This window comes from Actinomadura sp. 6N118, from assembly GCF_044326415.1.
Taxonomy (GTDB): domain Bacteria; phylum Actinomycetota; class Actinomycetes; order Streptosporangiales; family Streptosporangiaceae; genus Spirillospora.
In genome coordinates this window covers 520,377-535,306 of sequence record NZ_JBIRAZ010000002.1, presented here as the reverse complement: position 1 = coordinate 535,306, position 14,930 = coordinate 520,377, and the positions used below count along the sequence as shown (strand labels likewise).

The following is a 14,930-nucleotide window of genomic DNA, read 5'->3' as shown; positions in this document are numbered from 1 at the left end:
GGTTATTCAACAGACATCAACGTTACCAGCTCACGGCACACGTCCCCGACGGCCGTGTTGATCAGGGTGACGTCGAACTCCTTCTCGGCCGCCAGCTCGACGCGGGCCGCCTCCAGGCGCCGTTCGATCACGTCGGGGGGCTCGGTGCCGCGGCCCACCAGGCGGCGGACCAGCTCTTCCCAGGAGGGAGGGGCGAGGAAGACGAGCAGGGCCTCCGGCATGCTGTGCCGGACCTGCCGGGCCCCCTGAAGATCGATCTCCAGGAGGACGGCCTCGCCGCGTTCGAGGCGCTCGGTCACCGGGCGCCGCGGAGTGCCGTAGCGGTTGCCCGCGAACTCGGCCCACTCGAGCAACTCCCCTTCGGCGACGAGCCGGTCGAAACCGGCGTCGTCGACGAAGAAGTACTGCACGCCGTGGGTCTCACCCGGCCGCGGTGGCCGGGTGGTCACCGAGACCGACAGCCACACCTGCGGGTGTGCTCGCCGGATCTCGGCGACGACCGTGCTCTTGCCGACGCCTGACGGGCCGGAGAGGACCGTCAGCCGCCGCACGAGCCAGTCTTGCGTTTGGGAGCCGTCCGGCACAGGAATGGGTGTGCCGGAGGTGGACGGGATGGGGCCGGAGGCGGGCATGCCCATGGGTATACCCGAGCCGGCCGCGGCGTCCGAACCGCCGCGCCCGTCCGTGAGTCGCATCAGCGGTTGCCGCCGCCGAACTCACGCTCCAGGGAGGCGCGCTGGTTGGCACCGAGGCCGCGCACGCGGCGCGACTCGGCGATCCCCAAACGCTCCATGATCTGCTTCGCACGCACCTTGCCCACACCGGGCAGGGATTCGAGGAGGGCCGACACCTTCATCTTTCCGATGACGTCGTCGGTCTGCCCCTCCTTGAGGACCTCGGCAAGCGAGGTTCCCCCGTGCTTGAGCTTGTTCTTCACCTCGGCCCGCTCCTTGCGAGCCTTGGCAGCCTTCTCAAGGGCTGCGGCGCGCTGTTCGGGGGTTAGGGGCGGAAGAGCCACGCCGGGTCACCTCAGGTTTCCACTCGACGGAGTCGGACGGGTTGGGAAACTAGCGAGTTCAGACCCCATAAGGCAACGTGAAGTGCCGTTTAGCACGCCACAAAATCGCGAAAATCACTCTTTGGAGTGTCCTGAATACGGCCTGTGGGCAACTTCGGCCCTCCAGCGCCGAATCCCCCACCACCCTGGGGCTTTCGCAAGATCGCAAAAAACCACCCACCGAGGCCTTAAATGTGTCACCTCTCACCTCCAGCAGGCCCCGCCCCTGAGCACTCTCCGTGATCCCCATCACATTCCAGCCACATCACTGAGATCGCACACCATTTGACCCAATGTGTCCATTTCTCTGCAACGTGAGTAAAGAAATGGCAAAGGGCGACCCGCGTCCCCCGCCCGGCCCAACAAGCCCGACCCACGCGCGAGCGCGCTAACGGGTCGTGAAGCGAGCCGAAGGCGAAGCTTCACGAGAGATCGCGAAGCGATGCCGCGCTCCCTCCCGCTACACCCCCCACCCAGCCGCCCTTTCAACGGACAAGCTTCGCTTGGCGCACGCTTTCGCGTTCGACCCGCGAGCCGCTAGGCGAGCGGGTCGAGGCGCGGAAGCCTTCTCAATACAGCGGCGATTCCGGCTGCGGCGGCGCCCGGGTCGGGGGCGCCGGTGATGGGGCGGCCGATCACGAGGAGGTCGGCGCCGGCGGCCAGGGCGTCCTCGGGGGTCGCCACGCGGGCCTGATCCTGTGTGGCGGCGCCTGCGGGGCGGACGCCCGGGGTGATGAGCGTGATGCCGGGACCGACCTCTGTGCGGACCGCAGCGGCCTCCTGAGGCGAGCAGACGAGCGCTTGGGCACCGGCACCGACCGCTAGGGCCGCAAGGCGTCGTACGGCGTCTGAGGCGGGCCCTGCGAGGCCGATGGCGGTCAGGTCGGCGTCGTGGAGGGACGTGAGGACGGTGACGGCGGCGATCTTCGTGTCGGGGGCGGCCTCGACGGCGGCGCGGATCATCGCCTGCCCGCCCCCGGCGTGGACGGTGAGGAAGGCCGGCTTGAGGCGGGCCACGGCACGGGTGGCGCCGGCCACGGTGGCAGGGATGTCGTGCAGCTTGAGATCCAGGAAGACCTGGACGCGGCTGGCGCCGCGGACGCTCGCCACGACGTCCGGGCCGTAGCGGAGGTAGAGCTCCAGGCCGACCTTGACGGTGCTGACGTGAGGGGTGACGAGGCTGGCCCAGCGCGCGGCCGTCTCCAGGTCGGGCGCGTCCAGCGCGACGGCGATGGGGGCGGGATTCACGGAAGCTTCTCCTTCAGCTCCCCCGGCTCGTCGACCTTCGGTTCAGGACGGACCTGGGGCGGTACGTATCCGGCGGGTTTGTGGGCGAGGCCGACGGCGTCGGCGAGGCGCATGCGGCGGGCCGCAAGGGCGTCCTCAAGCTCGCGCAGGATGCGGGGACCGGCCGAAGGGTCGTGGAACAGGGTCGTGCCGACCGCGACGGCCGAGGCCCCCGCCAGGATGAACTCCAGGGCGTCGAGGCCGGTCGCGATCCCGCCGACGCCGACGATCGGCGTGCTGGGGAGGGCGGCGTGGACCTGGTAGACACAGCGGAGCGCGATGGGGCGGATGGCCGGGCCCGAGAGCCCGCCCGACACGCCGGTGAGCGCGGGGCGGAGGGTCTGGGCGTCGATCGCCATGCCCTCCATGGTGTTGATGAGGGTCAGGCCGTCGGCACCCGCGTCGGCGCAGGCCAGCGCGATGGTGACGATGTCGGTGACGTCGGGCGCCAGCTTGGCCAGGACGGGGACACGGGCATTGGACTTGACGGCCCGCACGACGGCGCCCGCCGCCGTGGGGTGCCAGGCGAACATGCGCCCGCGGTCCTCGATGTTGGGGCACGCGACGTTCACCTCGATGGCGGCGATACCGGACACGTTGCGGAGGCGCCCGGCGAGTTCGGCGAACTCCTCCACGCTGTTGCCCGCCACTGAGACGATGATGCGTGCGTCCTGTTCCTGCAGCCAGGGCAGGTCTCGTTCGAGGAACGACTCGATGCCTGGGCCGGGCAACCCCATGGCGGTGAGCAGGCCGCTCGGTGTCTCGGCCATACGCGGAGTGGGTCGGCCCGCACGCGGCTGGGGCATGACGGATGCCGTGACGAACGCACCGAGCTTGGCCAGATCGAAGAACTGGGCGAGCTCGCGGCCCGTACCGCCACACCCGGCAGCCGTCATGACGGGGTTGGGCAACTCCAGGGAGCCGAGTGCCGTCTGCATGCGCGCTGTGCTCATGAGTTCGCTCCGCTCACCGTGCTTCCGCTCGCCGCCGCACTCACTTGGCACCTCCGCTCAGCGTGCGCGGGGCACCCAGCGCGTCGAACGGGATCGTGCCCAGGTCGTTCCAGCGGACCCGGTCGCCGCGCAGCACCGGACCATCGGCGCAGGCCCGCACCATGTGGGCCATGCCGTCCTCCCCGTGGATGGGCAGGACGCACGTCATGCAGACCCCGATGCCGCACGCACCGGTCTCCTGGAGGAACTCCTCCACCGAGACCTGGGACGGCAGCCCGTGCTCGGCGGCGGTGCCGGTGACGGTGCGCAGGAGACGGGTGGGACCGCAGCCGTAGACGACGTCGGCGCCCGTCTCCTGGATGGCCTTGGGCAGGACGTCCCGGACGGTGCCGCGTTCGCCCAGAGAACCGTCCTCGGTCGTGATGACGGCGGTGTCGCCGATGCGCTGCGCCATCCGTGAGCCGAACACCTGCCGCGCGGTGGGGCCGCCGAGCACGAAGTGCACCTGGCAACCGCGCCGGTGCAGCGTGTCGGCGAGTGCGAACAGCGCCGCGCCGCCGGGCCCGGCGCCGACCAGCAGGCAGCTGACCGGATCTCGCGGGAGCCGGAACGGGCGGCCGAGAGGGCCGACGACGTCCACCTGGTCCCGGGCCCGGCGGCCCGCCAGCCACGCGGTGCCCAGATCACGGTCGGCGAACACGACCTCGACGGTGCCGCCATAGTCCGACTTCACCTCGTACACCCCGAAACACCGGCGGACCAGCCGGCTGGTGTGCTCGCCGCCCACCGCGACCGCGACGAACTGGCCGGGCCGGAACCGCTCGGCGATCGCCGGGGCCACCAGCGTCATCGCGTGGTAGTCCTGCACCTGGCGGACCGTCAGAACGGTTGCCGACGTCTGCACCGGTGTGTCGGACACCCATCTCCCTCTCGTCGTGTGCGGCCGCGGCACCCTCGCCGGGGGCCTACCCCGTCAGAGGCGGCCCCGCCCAGGTCACCCCCGGCCGTGCGCGCCACGCAGCCGTTCGGCGTGCTCCTGCAGCGAGCGCACGCCGACGTGGCCGCCTGCGACGGCCTCGATGCCCTGCACCGCCGCCGCGAGGCCCTGGACGGTGGTCACGCACGGCACACCGCGCAGCACCGCGGCGGTCCGGATCTCGTAACCGTCGAGACGCGGCCCCGACTGGCCGGGGCTTCCGAAGGGAGTATTGACGATGAGGTCCACCTCGCCGTCGAGGACGCGCCGCACGATGGTCGGCTCGCCATCCGATCCGGGGCCTTCGCTGTGCTTGCGCACGATCTTGGCACGGACCCCGTTCCGGCGCAGGACCTCCGCGGTGCCCTCGGTGGCCAGGATCTCGAACCCCAGGTCGGCCAGCCGCTTCACCGGGAAGATCATGTGGCGCTTGTCCCGGTTGGCGACCGACACGAACGCGCGGCCCTTGGTCGGCAGCGCGCCGTACGCGGCCTGCTGCGACTTGGCGTAGGCGGTGCCGAAGACCTCGTCGATGCCCATGACCTCGCCGGTCGAGCGCATCTCCGGCCCGAGCACGGTGTCGACGCCCTGGCCCTGGGCGTTGCGGAACCGGTCGAACGGCAGCACCGCCTCCTTGACCGCGATCGGCGCGTCCAGCGGCAGCGAGCCGCCGTCGCCGGCCTCCGGAAGCAGCCCCTCGCCGCGCAGCTGGGCGACGGTGGCGCCCATCATGACGCGGGCGGCCGCCTTGGCCAGCGGCACCGCGGTCGCCTTGGAGACGAACGGGACTGTCCGGGAGGCACGCGGGTTGGCCTCCAGGACGTAGAGCACACCGGCCGACAGCGCGTACTGCACGTTCATGAGGCCGCGCACGCCGATGCCGCGCGCGAGCGCCTCGGTGGACTCGCGGATGCGCCGGATGTCGTCGTGCCCGAGCGTGATCGGCGGCAGCGCGCACGCCGAGTCGCCGGAGTGGATGCCGGCCTCCTCGATGTGCTCCATGACGCCGCCGAGGTAGAGCTCCTCGCCGTCGTACAGCGCGTCCACGTCGATCTCGATGGCCTCGTCCAGGAACCGGTCGACCAGCACCGGGTGCTCGGGGCTGGCGTCGGTCGCCTTGGTCATGTACGTGTCCAGCGTGGCGTCGTCGTAGACGATCTCCATGCCGCGCCCGCCCAGCACGTACGAGGGCCGCACCAGGACCGGGTAGCCGATCTCGTCGGCGATCTCGCGCGCCTCCTCGAACGAGGTGGCGGTGCCGTGCTTGGGCGCGGCCAGCCCGGCGCGGTGCAGGACGCGGCCGAACGCGCCGCGCTCCTCGGCGAGGTGGATGCTCTCCGGCGAGGTGCCGACGATCGGCACGCCCGCGTCCTTGAGCTTCTGCGCCAGGCCCAGCGGCGTCTGCCCGCCGAGCTGGACGATCACGCCTGCGACCTCGCCGGACTTCTGCTCCGCGTGCACGACCTCCAGGACGTCCTCCAGCGTGAGCGGCTCGAAGTAGAGCCGGTCGGAGGTGTCGTAGTCGGTCGAGACGGTCTCGGGGTTGCAGTTGACCATGACGGTCTCGTAGCCCGCCTCGGCCAGCGTGAACGAGGCGTGCACGCAGCTGTAGTCAAACTCAACGCCCTGGCCGATGCGGTTGGGCCCGCTGCCGAGGATGAGCACCTTGGGCTTGGTGCCCGGCGGGACCTCGGTCTCCTCGTCGTAGGCCGAGTAGAGGTAGGGGGTCTGCGCCGCGAACTCGGCCGCGCACGTGTCGACCGTCAGGTAGACCGGCCGGATGCCGAGGGCGTGCCTCAGCTCGCGGACGACCTCCTCCGACAGCGCTCGCAGCTGCCCGATCTGGGCGTCGGAGAAGCCGTGCCGCTTGGCGCGCAGGAGCTTGTCCTTGGTGAGCGCGTCCTCGGCGGTGCGGATCTCGTCGGCGATCTCGTTGATCCCGGCGATCTGGTCGAGGAACCAGGGGTCGATGCCCGTCGCCTCGTACAGCTGCTGGAGCGTGGCGCCCGCGTGCAGCGCCTGCTGCACCTTGCGCAGCCGCCCGTCGTGCGGCCGCCTCGTCTCCTCGATGAGCGCGTCCAGGTCGGTGACCGGCCCAGTGGCCGGTGCGGTGGCCGGCCCAGGCCAGGAGAAGGACGAGCCCTTCTGCTCCAGCGAGCGCAGCGCCTTTTGCAGGGCCTCGGTGAAGTTGCGGCCGATGGCCATGGCCTCGCCCACCGACTTCATGTGGGTGGTGAGGGTGCCGTCGGCGCCGGGGAACTTCTCGAACGCGAACCGCGGGACCTTGACCACGATGTAGTCGAGGCTCGGCTCGAAGCTTGCCGGGGTCTCGCGGGTGATGTCGTTCGGGATCTCGTCGAGCGTGTAGCCGACCGCCAGCCGGGCCGCGATCTTGGCGATCGGGAAGCCGGTGGCCTTGGACGCCAGGGCCGACGACCGCGACACCCGCGGGTTCATCTCGATGACGATCATGCGCCCGGTGCCCGGGTGCACGGCGAACTGGATGTTGCAGCCGCCGGTGTCGACGCCGACCTCGCGGATGACCGCGATCGCGACGTCCCGCATGTTCTGGTACTCGCGGTCGGTGAGGGTCAGCGCGGGCGCCACGGTGATCGAGTCGCCGGTGTGCACGCCCATCGGGTCGAGGTTCTCGATCGAGCAGACGATCACGACGTTGTCGTGCTTGTCGCGCATGACCTCCAGTTCGTACTCCTTCCAGCCGAGGATCGACTCCTCCAGGAGCACCTCGCTGGTCGGGGACGCGTCGAGGCCGGCGCCGGCGATGCGGCGCAGGTCGTCCTCGGTGTGCGCGAAGCCTGAGCCCGCCCCGCCCATGGTGAACGAGGGCCGCACCACGAGCGGGTAGCCGAGCTCGCCCGCAGCCGTCATGACCTCGTCCATGGTGTGGCAGATGATCGAGTGCGCGGACTCGGCGTTCAGGCCCTGCTCGCGGGCGACCTTGGCGACGACCTCCTTGAAGCGCTCGCGGTTCTCCCCCGCCTGGATGGCGTCCACGTCGGCGCCGATCAGCTCGACGCCGTACCGCTCCAGCGCGCCGCTCTCGTACAGCGAGATGGCGGTGTTGAGGGCGGTCTGGCCGCCCAGCGTGGGCAGCAGCGCGTCCGGGCGCTCCTTGGCGATGATCTTCTCGACGACCTCGGGGGTGATCGGCTCGACGTACGTCGCGTCGGCGAACTCCGGGTCGGTCATGATCGTCGCCGGGTTGCTGTTGACCAGCACGACCCGCAGGCCCTCGGCCTTGAGCACCCGGCACGCCTGCGTCCCGGAGTAGTCGAACTCGCAGGCCTGGCCGATGACGATCGGGCCGGACCCGATGACCAGGACGGATTTCAGATCTTCACGGCGCGGCATTACTTCGGCCCTTCCATGATCTGGCAGAACTGGTCGAAGAGGCCGGTCGCGTCGTGCGGGCCCGCCGCCGCCTCAGGGTGGTATTGGACGCTGAACGCCGGGCGGTCGAGGAGCCGGAGGCCCTCCACGCAGTTGTCGTTGAGGTTGACGTGGCTGACCTCGGCGCGGCCGTAGGCGGTGTCGAACGGGCCGTCGGTCGGCGCGTCCACCGCGAAGCCGTGGTTGTGCGCGGAGACGTCGACCTTGCCGGTGCGCTTGTCCTGCACCGGCTGGTTGACGCCGCGGTGGCCGAACCGCAGCTTGTACGTGCCGAGGCCCAGCGCACGCCCGAAGATCTGGTTGCCGAAGCAGATGCCGAAGAACGGCTTGCCCGCGTCCAGCACCCCGCGCAGCGCTGCGACCTGGTGGTCGGCGGTGGCGGGGTCGCCCGGACCGTTGCTGAAAAAGACCCCGTCCGGGTTGAGGGCGAGGATGTCGTCGGCCGTCACGGTGGCGGGCAGCACATGCACTTCGCAGCCACGCTCGGCCATCCGGTGCGGCGTCATCGACTTGATGCCGAGGTCGACCGCCGCCACGGTGAAGCGCTTCTCTCCGATGGCGGGGACGACGTAGGGCTCGGTCGTGGCGACCTCGGCCGCCAGGTCGGCGCCCTCCATCCTGGGCGACGCCAGGACCTTCTCCAGCAGCTCGCCCTCGGCGGTCTCGGCCGCCGCGCCGCTGAAGATCCCGGCGCGCATGGCGCCGCGGTCACGCAGGTGCCGGGTGAGCGCGCGCGTGCCGGGCATCGCGATGCCCACCACGCCTTGGTCGCGCAGCGCGGAACCCAGCGAACCCGTGGCCCGCCAGTTGGAGGCGACCCGGGCGGGCTCACGCACCACGTATCCGGCCACCTGGATGCGCTGCGACTCGGGGTCCTCGGCGTTGACTCCGGTGTTGCCGATGTGCGGCGCGGTCATCGCCACGATCTGACGGGCGTACGAGGGATCGGTGAGGGTCTCCTGGTAACCGGTCATGCCGGTGTTGAAGACCATCTCGCCGAAGGTCTCTCCCTCCGCCCCGTACGCGACCCCGTGGAAAGTCCGGCCATCTTCAAGGATGAGCAAGGCAGGCGGTTGGGTCACTGGAGTTTCCCCTCAAGCACGGTCGGACGGCCTCGCAGGAACGTGGCGACGACCCGGCCGGGCAGCTCCAGCCCCTCGAACGGGGTGTTGCGGCTCTTGGAGGTCATCGCCGACGGGTCCACGGCGCGGCGCGGCGACGGGTCGTACAGCGTGATGTTGGCCGGCGAACCGGTCTCCAGCGGACGGCCCTGGCCGCTGAGGCGCCCGATGCGGGCGGGGCGGTAGGACATGCGGTCGGCGACGCCGGTCCAGTCGAGCAGGCCGGTCTCCACCATGGCCTCCTGGACCACCGGAAGCGCGGTCTCCAGGCCGATCATGCCCATGGCCGCCACGGCCCACTCGGTCTCCTTGGCCTCGACCGGATGCGGGGCGTGGTCGGTGGCGACGCAGTCGATGGTGCCGTCAGCGAGGGCGTGCCGGAGCGCGGTGACGTCGTCGGCGGTGCGCAGCGGCGGGTTGACCTTGAAGATCGGGTCGTACGTCTCGGCCTTGGTGTCGTTCAGCAGCAGGTGGTGCGGCGTGACCTCGGCGGTGACCTGGACGCCCTTGCTCTTGGCCCAGCGGATGAGCTCGACCGAGCCCGCGGTGGAGACATGGCAGACGTGCAGGCGCGAGCCGACGTGCTCGGCGAGCAGCACGTCGCGGGCGATGATGGCCTCCTCGGCGACCGCGGGCCAGCCGCGCATGCCGAGCGCCGCCGACATGACGCCCTCGTTCATCTGGGCGCCCTCGGTGAGCCGCGGCTCCTGCGCGTGCTGGGCGACGACGCCGTCGAACGCCTTCACGTACTCCAGCGCGCGCCGCATGATGACCGCGTCCGACACGCAGTGGCCGTCGTCGGAGAACACGCGTACCCGCGCAGCCGAGTCGGCCATCGCGCCCAGCTCGGCGAGCTGCTCGCCCGCGATGCTGCGGGTGACGGCGCCGACCGGCTGGACGTCGCAGTAGCCCGCCTCGCGGCCTAGGCGCCAGACCTGCTCGACCACGCCCGCAGTGTCGGCGACCGGGTCGGTGTTGGCCATGGCGTGCACGGCGGTGAACCCGCCCACCGCGGCGGCCCTGGTGCCCGACTCGACCGTCTCGGCGTCCTCGCGGCCCGGCTCGCGCAGGTGGGTGTGCAGGTCGACCAGACCGGGCAGCGCGACGAGGCCGTCGGCCTGGACGACCTCGGCGCCGGCGGCGTCCAGCCCCTGCCCGACCTCGGCGATCGCGCCGTCGCGGATCAGGATGTCGGCGGCGTCCCCGCCCAGGATGCGGGCGTTCTTGATGATGTAGGTGTGACTCACTCGGAGACCTCCTTGCCGATGGCGGGATCGGACACTGTCGCCGAGGAGCAGGACGACCTGGTCATTCGGAGACCTCCTTGCCAATCGCCGGCTCCGAGCCGCCGAGGAGCAGATAGAGCACGGCCATGCGGGCGCTGACGCCGTTCGCGACCTGCTCGACGATGGTGGAACGGACGGAGTCGGCCACGTCGGCTGCGATCTCGACGCCGCGGTTCATCGGGCCGGGGTGCATGACGATGGCGTGCTCGGGCAGCGCGGCCATCCGGTCACCGTCGAGGCCGTAGCGCCGGCTGTACTCCCGGACGGTCGGGAAGTACGAGGCGTTCATGCGCTCGTGCTGGACCCGCAGCATCATGACGACGTCGCTCTTAGGGAGCACCGCGTCCAGGTCGTACGACACCTCGCAGGGCCAGGTGCCGATCGCGACTGGGAAGAGCGTCGGCGGCGCGACCAGCGTGACCTCGGCGCCGAGGGTGTTGAGCAGCAGCGTGTTGGAGCGTGCCACCCGGCTGTGCAGGACGTCGCCGACGATCGTGACCTTGCGGCCGTCCAGGCTGCCGAGCCGCTTGCGCATGGTGAGCGCGTCCAGCAGCGCCTGGGTCGGGTGCTCATGGGTGCCGTCGCCGGCGTTGATGACGCTGCCCTGGACCCAGTTGGCCAGCCGGTGCGGCGCGCCGGAGGCCATGTGCCGGATGACGACGCCGTCGGCGCCCATCGCCTCCAGCGTCAGCGCGGTGTCCTTGAGGCTCTCGCCCTTGGAGACGCTGGAGCCCTTGGCCGAGAAGTTGATCACGTCCGCCGACAGCCGCTTGGCGGCCGCCTCGAACGAGATCCGGGTACGGGTGGAGTCCTCGAAGAAGAGGTTGACCACGGTGCGGCCGCGCAGTGTCGGCAGCTTCTTGATGGAGCGGTCGGCCACCTGGGCCAGTTCCTCGGCCGTGTCCAGGACGAGCAGCGCGTCGTCCTTGGTCAGGTCCGCGGCGGAGATGAGATGGCGCTTCACTTGCTGCTCCCTTTCCGGCCCGTTCCCGTCGCGGGTCCTAGCAGGACGGCGTCCCGCGCGTCGTTCTCGGCCAGCAGGACCTTCACGGTCTCGCGCGTCGACGTCGGCAGGTTCTTGCCCACGTAGTCGGCGCGGATCGGCAGCTCACGGTGGCCGCGGTCGACCAGGACCGCGAGCTGGACGGCACGCGGGCGGCCGAGGTCGTTCAGCGCGTCGAGGGCGGCGCGCACGGTGCGGCCCGAGAAGAGCACGTCGTCGACCAGGACCACGATGCGGTCGTCGACGCCGGCGGCGGGCAGTTCGGTGCGGCCGAGGGCCCGGGCGGGCTTCATGCGCAGGTCGTCGCGGTACATCGTCACGTCGAGCGAGCCCCAGGGCACGGGGCGGCCCTCGACCTCGCGGAGCAGGTCGGCGAGCCGCTCGGCGAGCGTGACGCCGCGGGTCTGGATGCCGAGGAGGACGACGTCGCCGCCGCCCTTGGTGCGTTCGAGGATCTCGTGTGCGATCCGGGTGAGCGCGCGTCGGATGTCAGGTCCTTCGAGAACAGCCTTGTGACCGTCTGCCACGCGCGCCTCGACCGGCCCGTCCGGCCGGGAGGCAGCATTCACCACCGAAACCTCCTTTCCCGCCTCACAGGACGGGTCTTAAAGGACGCCTTGTCCCCCTCACCGTAGCAGTCATGCGTGCCTGCCCAGTACCTGGTCTCGGCACTGTCTTGCCTGGTGAGGGCGGTCACACTCGGGGGTGAACGACCCCGTTCCGGGCCTTGTGGAAACGCCTGGCAAGCCATGCCTGCGGGGCTTCGCGCCGATCCGGACGGCCCGGATCGAGACCTACGTATTCGACCCCTTTTTTCCAATCAGCTTGACCTAGAGCCGTCACCGTTTTACCGTCACTGTCCGTAACCATCCCTGGAGATGGACCCATAGGGTGAATAGACCCACCGGATCCTGATCTTCCCCAGGGCCCCGACAACGACGACGAAAGTGAGCCTGGGGGGCCGCAACATGCCGTCTGAATACGCTAAGGCTCTCGGCGCGCGCCTGCGCGCCATCCGTACCCAGCAGGGACTTTCCCTGCATGGGGTGGAGGAGAAGTCACGTGGCCGCTGGAAGGCCGTCGTCGTGGGTTCGTACGAGCGGGGCGACCGCGCCGTCACCGTTCAGAAGCTGGCCGAGCTCGCCGATTTCTATGGCGTGCCGGTATCCGAGTTGCTGCCCGGCGGAGCCGCGCCGAGCCCGCTCGGGCCAACACCGAAGCTCGTGATCGATCTCGAGCGTCTGCAGCAGCTTCCGAAGGATAAGGCCGGTCCACTCGCCCGTTACGCCGCGACGATTCAAAGCCAGCGGGGCGACTACAACGGAAAGGTCCTGTCCATCAGGCAGGAGGACCTGCGATCGCTCGCAGTGATCTATGACAAGTCCCCGACCGAGTTGACCGAAGAACTCATCACCTGGGGCGTCCTCGACCCGGAGGCGCGGCGCGCCGTCGAGTCGTTCTGACGCTCACCGGGCAGGACGCCCCCGCGTCCCGCCCACCCGGCCCGGTAGCCGCCGGGCCATCCTTCGGTGTCCGGGGCGTGACCGTGAGGCCACGCCCCGGATGTCTTTTCCGTGCCCCTCAGTGACCGCAGCCGTCATGCCCGTCGGGGCTGTGGCCGGTCTCCCTGGCCGCCATCACGGCCCGCTCCGCGGCCATGGCCGGGTCCATCGAGACGCCATAGCCGGGCGCGTGCCGCTGCCAGGGCAGGGCCGCCTCCAGCTGCGCAGCCAGGCCGAGCAGCAGCGACTCCTTGCCGGGGGCTGCGACGAGCTGTACCGACAGCGGCAGGCCCGAGTCGCCCACTCCCATCGGCACGGTCGCAGCGGGAAAGCCCGCCAGGTTCCAGGCGGCCGTCATCGGCGCGTAGGTCATCGCGGAGCCCACGCTGTGGAGCCACGAGCCTGATCCCCATTGCCGGGCCTTGGGCGCCCGCTGGGCGAGCGTGGGCATCACCAGTACGTCGCGCCGTTCGAACAGCGGCGCCACGGCCTCCTTGAAGCGCTCACGGTCCTCGGCGTGCGGCGCCCGCACCTTCGAAATGAGCCGTCCGGCCCGAACGTGACGCCGCGTACGCCGCTCGAGCCGCGGGTCCGACAGCAGGGGCCCGGCGTCCAGCTCCGGGAGCGCGAGCCACCGCGAGAGCACCGCCGGCCCTGCCCACAGCGGGTACGCCGGATCGTCGCGGACCACATGGTGACCGAGCCCCACGAAGGCCTTGCCCGCCGTCCGCACGGCCGCCTTGAGGTCCGGCCGGATCCGGACACCGGGCGCGGGCGGCTTGATCGACAACGCGACGCGCAGCCCGCTCGGCTCACCCACCTCAGCGAGCGCGGGCATCCCGGCCATCACCGCCAGCATCAGGGCCGCATCGCCGACCGTGGTCGCGAGCGGGCCGTTCTCCGACATCGCGTCCCAGGCGTCGGTGCCGATCTCGGCCGGAACCACGCCCAGGCCCGGTTTGATGCCGAACAGCCCGCAGTTGGCCGCCGGGATCCGGATCGACCCCGCGCCGTCGTTCCCGTGCGCGACCGGCACCATCCCGGCCGCCACCGCGGCGGCCGCGCCGCCCGACGAACCACCCGGCGTCCGGCTCGGATCCCATGGATTCCGCGCCACCCCGAACGCGTTGTCGGTGAACGGATAGATCCCCAGCTCGGGCAGGTTGGTCAGCCCGACCACCACCGCGCCCGCGGCCCGCAGCCGTGCCACCACCGGATGGTCGGCCTCCTGCGGCGTGTCCGGCGTCGCGGCCGACCCGCTGCGCATCGGCTCACCCGCCACCGGCACGTTGTCCTTGATCGCCACCGGCACACCCGCCAGCGGAAGCCCGCCCCGGTCGCTCCGCCCGTCCACCGCCGCGGCCTCCGCCAGGGCCCGCTCGCGGCGCACCCGGACGAACGCGCCCAGCTCACCGTCCAGCGCGGCGATCGTGTCCAGATGGTCGCGGACGACCTCGGCCGCCGTGACCCTGCCATCCCGTACGGCCGCCGCGATCTCCGTCGCGGTCCGCCCCACCCAGTCGCTCATGGGGTCAGAGTCTGCCATTCCGGAAGCACCACCTGGCCTGTCACGAACTCGCTCCACAGGCCGAAGCCGAGCTTCCCGCCCCTCGTCGTCTCCACGAAGCCGACCGGACGGCCCCGGTCGCGGGTGGTGGCGCCGAACGACAACCGGAACCTCGACGTGCCCGCGCGCTGCTCCGGCGGGGCCGGGGTGGGCGGCACGATCTCGTCCAGCGCCCAGCGGTACCGGTCACGGTAGGGGCCTGAGACCCGTTCGAAGGTCTGTTCCAGGACCACCCCGGACTCCGGGAGCACCACGAGGAGACCTCGCAGTGCACCCACCCAGGTGTTGAACGCGAGGACCGGCGACTCCCGTCCGTCGTACGCCGTCCCGATCCCGCCGCCGATCCGCGACCCCGCGGGGCAGGCGTCCGGGCCCGAGGTCTCGATCACCGAACGGGCGCAGGTCGGGAAGGCCTCCGGGTGGAACGTGAGCGAACGGTCGAAGAGGAACACGAACCGCCGGGGCGCCGCCGGCATCACCCCGCTCGCCGTACGGCTGCGCCGGTCGAAGCCCACGGTGACCGAGCGCCCGGCGTGCCGGGTGACCGACACCGAGAGCGTGTCGAGGTTCTGCGGGCCGTTCACGTCGGGCTCGTACGGGCGCTGGGGCCCGCCGGGCGCGGGATCGGGCGGCGTGGTGCCCGCCCCCGCGGGGACTGCCGCTGGGAGCGCGGTCGTGATCGTGGCGGCCGTGACGAGAAGAAGTGCCCGAAGCCTCATGTGTTCCCTCCAGTGGTCGTCGGCATCACTTGATCAACGCCCTGGGAA

Annotated in this window: 13 protein-coding genes; 1 reads left to right on the top strand and 12 read right to left on the bottom strand. The window is 71.0% G+C overall.

Annotation, left to right across the window (positions count from 1 at the left end; genetic code table 11):
* Window positions 1-2: 2 nt before the first annotated feature.
* The 10 genes from gmk to pyrR form a co-directional block, all read right to left on the bottom strand.
* Window positions 3-584, bottom strand: a complete 582-nt coding sequence (gene gmk, locus ACH34W_RS06335) for a guanylate kinase (protein WP_395960058.1) — start codon at window positions 582-584, stop codon at window positions 3-5.
* A gap of 110 nt (window positions 585-694) precedes the next feature.
* Window positions 695-1,018 carry an integration host factor, actinobacterial type gene (mihF, locus tag ACH34W_RS06330; RefSeq protein ID WP_151566390.1) on the bottom strand — a complete coding sequence of 108 codons (324 nt, stop codon included), beginning with the start codon at window positions 1,016-1,018 and terminating at the stop codon, window positions 695-697.
* Window positions 1,019-1,594: 576 nt separating this feature from the next.
* On the bottom strand, window positions 1,595-2,305 hold the full coding sequence (pyrF, locus tag ACH34W_RS06325) for an orotidine-5'-phosphate decarboxylase (RefSeq protein WP_395959746.1): 711 nt from the start codon (window positions 2,303-2,305) through the stop codon (window positions 1,595-1,597).
* A complete protein-coding gene (locus ACH34W_RS06320) occupies window positions 2,302-3,297 on the bottom strand; it encodes a dihydroorotate dehydrogenase (protein ID WP_395959745.1) in 996 nt (331 codons plus the stop codon). Before ACH34W_RS06320 ends, pyrF begins: the two co-directional genes overlap by 4 nt.
* A gap of 40 nt (window positions 3,298-3,337) precedes the next feature.
* Complete coding sequence (locus ACH34W_RS06315) at window positions 3,338-4,216, bottom strand: dihydroorotate dehydrogenase electron transfer subunit (RefSeq protein WP_395959744.1); 879 nt, start codon at window positions 4,214-4,216, stop codon at window positions 3,338-3,340.
* Window positions 4,217-4,291: 75 nt separating this feature from the next.
* Window positions 4,292-7,645 (bottom strand): carbamoyl-phosphate synthase large subunit, encoded by a 3,354-nt coding sequence (carB, locus tag ACH34W_RS06310; protein WP_395959743.1) that lies wholly within the window; start codon window positions 7,643-7,645, stop codon window positions 4,292-4,294.
* Window positions 7,645-8,766 carry a glutamine-hydrolyzing carbamoyl-phosphate synthase small subunit gene (gene carA / locus ACH34W_RS06305; protein ID WP_395959742.1) on the bottom strand — a complete coding sequence of 374 codons (1,122 nt, stop codon included), beginning with the start codon at window positions 8,764-8,766 and terminating at the stop codon, window positions 7,645-7,647. The genes carB and carA overlap by 1 nt, the downstream gene beginning before the upstream one ends.
* Window positions 8,763-10,052, bottom strand: a complete 1,290-nt coding sequence (locus ACH34W_RS06300; RefSeq protein ID WP_395959741.1) for a dihydroorotase — start codon at window positions 10,050-10,052, stop codon at window positions 8,763-8,765. The genes carA and ACH34W_RS06300 overlap by 4 nt, the downstream gene beginning before the upstream one ends.
* Before the next feature lie 61 nt (window positions 10,053-10,113).
* Window positions 10,114-11,055, bottom strand: a complete 942-nt coding sequence (locus ACH34W_RS06295) for an aspartate carbamoyltransferase catalytic subunit (RefSeq protein WP_395959740.1) — start codon at window positions 11,053-11,055, stop codon at window positions 10,114-10,116.
* Window positions 11,052-11,663, bottom strand: coding sequence for a bifunctional pyr operon transcriptional regulator/uracil phosphoribosyltransferase PyrR (gene pyrR, locus ACH34W_RS06290; RefSeq protein WP_395960057.1), 612 nt, complete (start codon window positions 11,661-11,663; stop codon window positions 11,052-11,054). The genes ACH34W_RS06295 and pyrR overlap by 4 nt, the downstream gene beginning before the upstream one ends.
* Before the next feature lie 399 nt (window positions 11,664-12,062).
* On the opposite strand from pyrR, the gene ACH34W_RS06285 reads away from it, so the two are divergent.
* Window positions 12,063-12,557: a transcriptional regulator gene (locus ACH34W_RS06285; protein WP_030145002.1), complete on the top strand. Its 495-nt coding sequence runs from the start codon at window positions 12,063-12,065 to the stop codon at window positions 12,555-12,557.
* A gap of 118 nt (window positions 12,558-12,675) precedes the next feature.
* Here the strand turns inward: ACH34W_RS06285 and ACH34W_RS06280 are convergent, their stop codons facing one another.
* The gene (locus ACH34W_RS06280) at window positions 12,676-14,124 is read right to left on the bottom strand and encodes an amidase (protein ID WP_395959739.1); all 1,449 of its coding nucleotides are present in this window, start codon (window positions 14,122-14,124) and stop codon (window positions 12,676-12,678) included.
* On the bottom strand, window positions 14,121-14,882 hold the full coding sequence (locus tag ACH34W_RS06275; RefSeq protein ID WP_395959738.1) for a hypothetical protein: 762 nt from the start codon (window positions 14,880-14,882) through the stop codon (window positions 14,121-14,123). The genes ACH34W_RS06280 and ACH34W_RS06275 overlap by 4 nt, the downstream gene beginning before the upstream one ends.
* Window positions 14,883-14,930 lie beyond the last annotated feature (48 nt).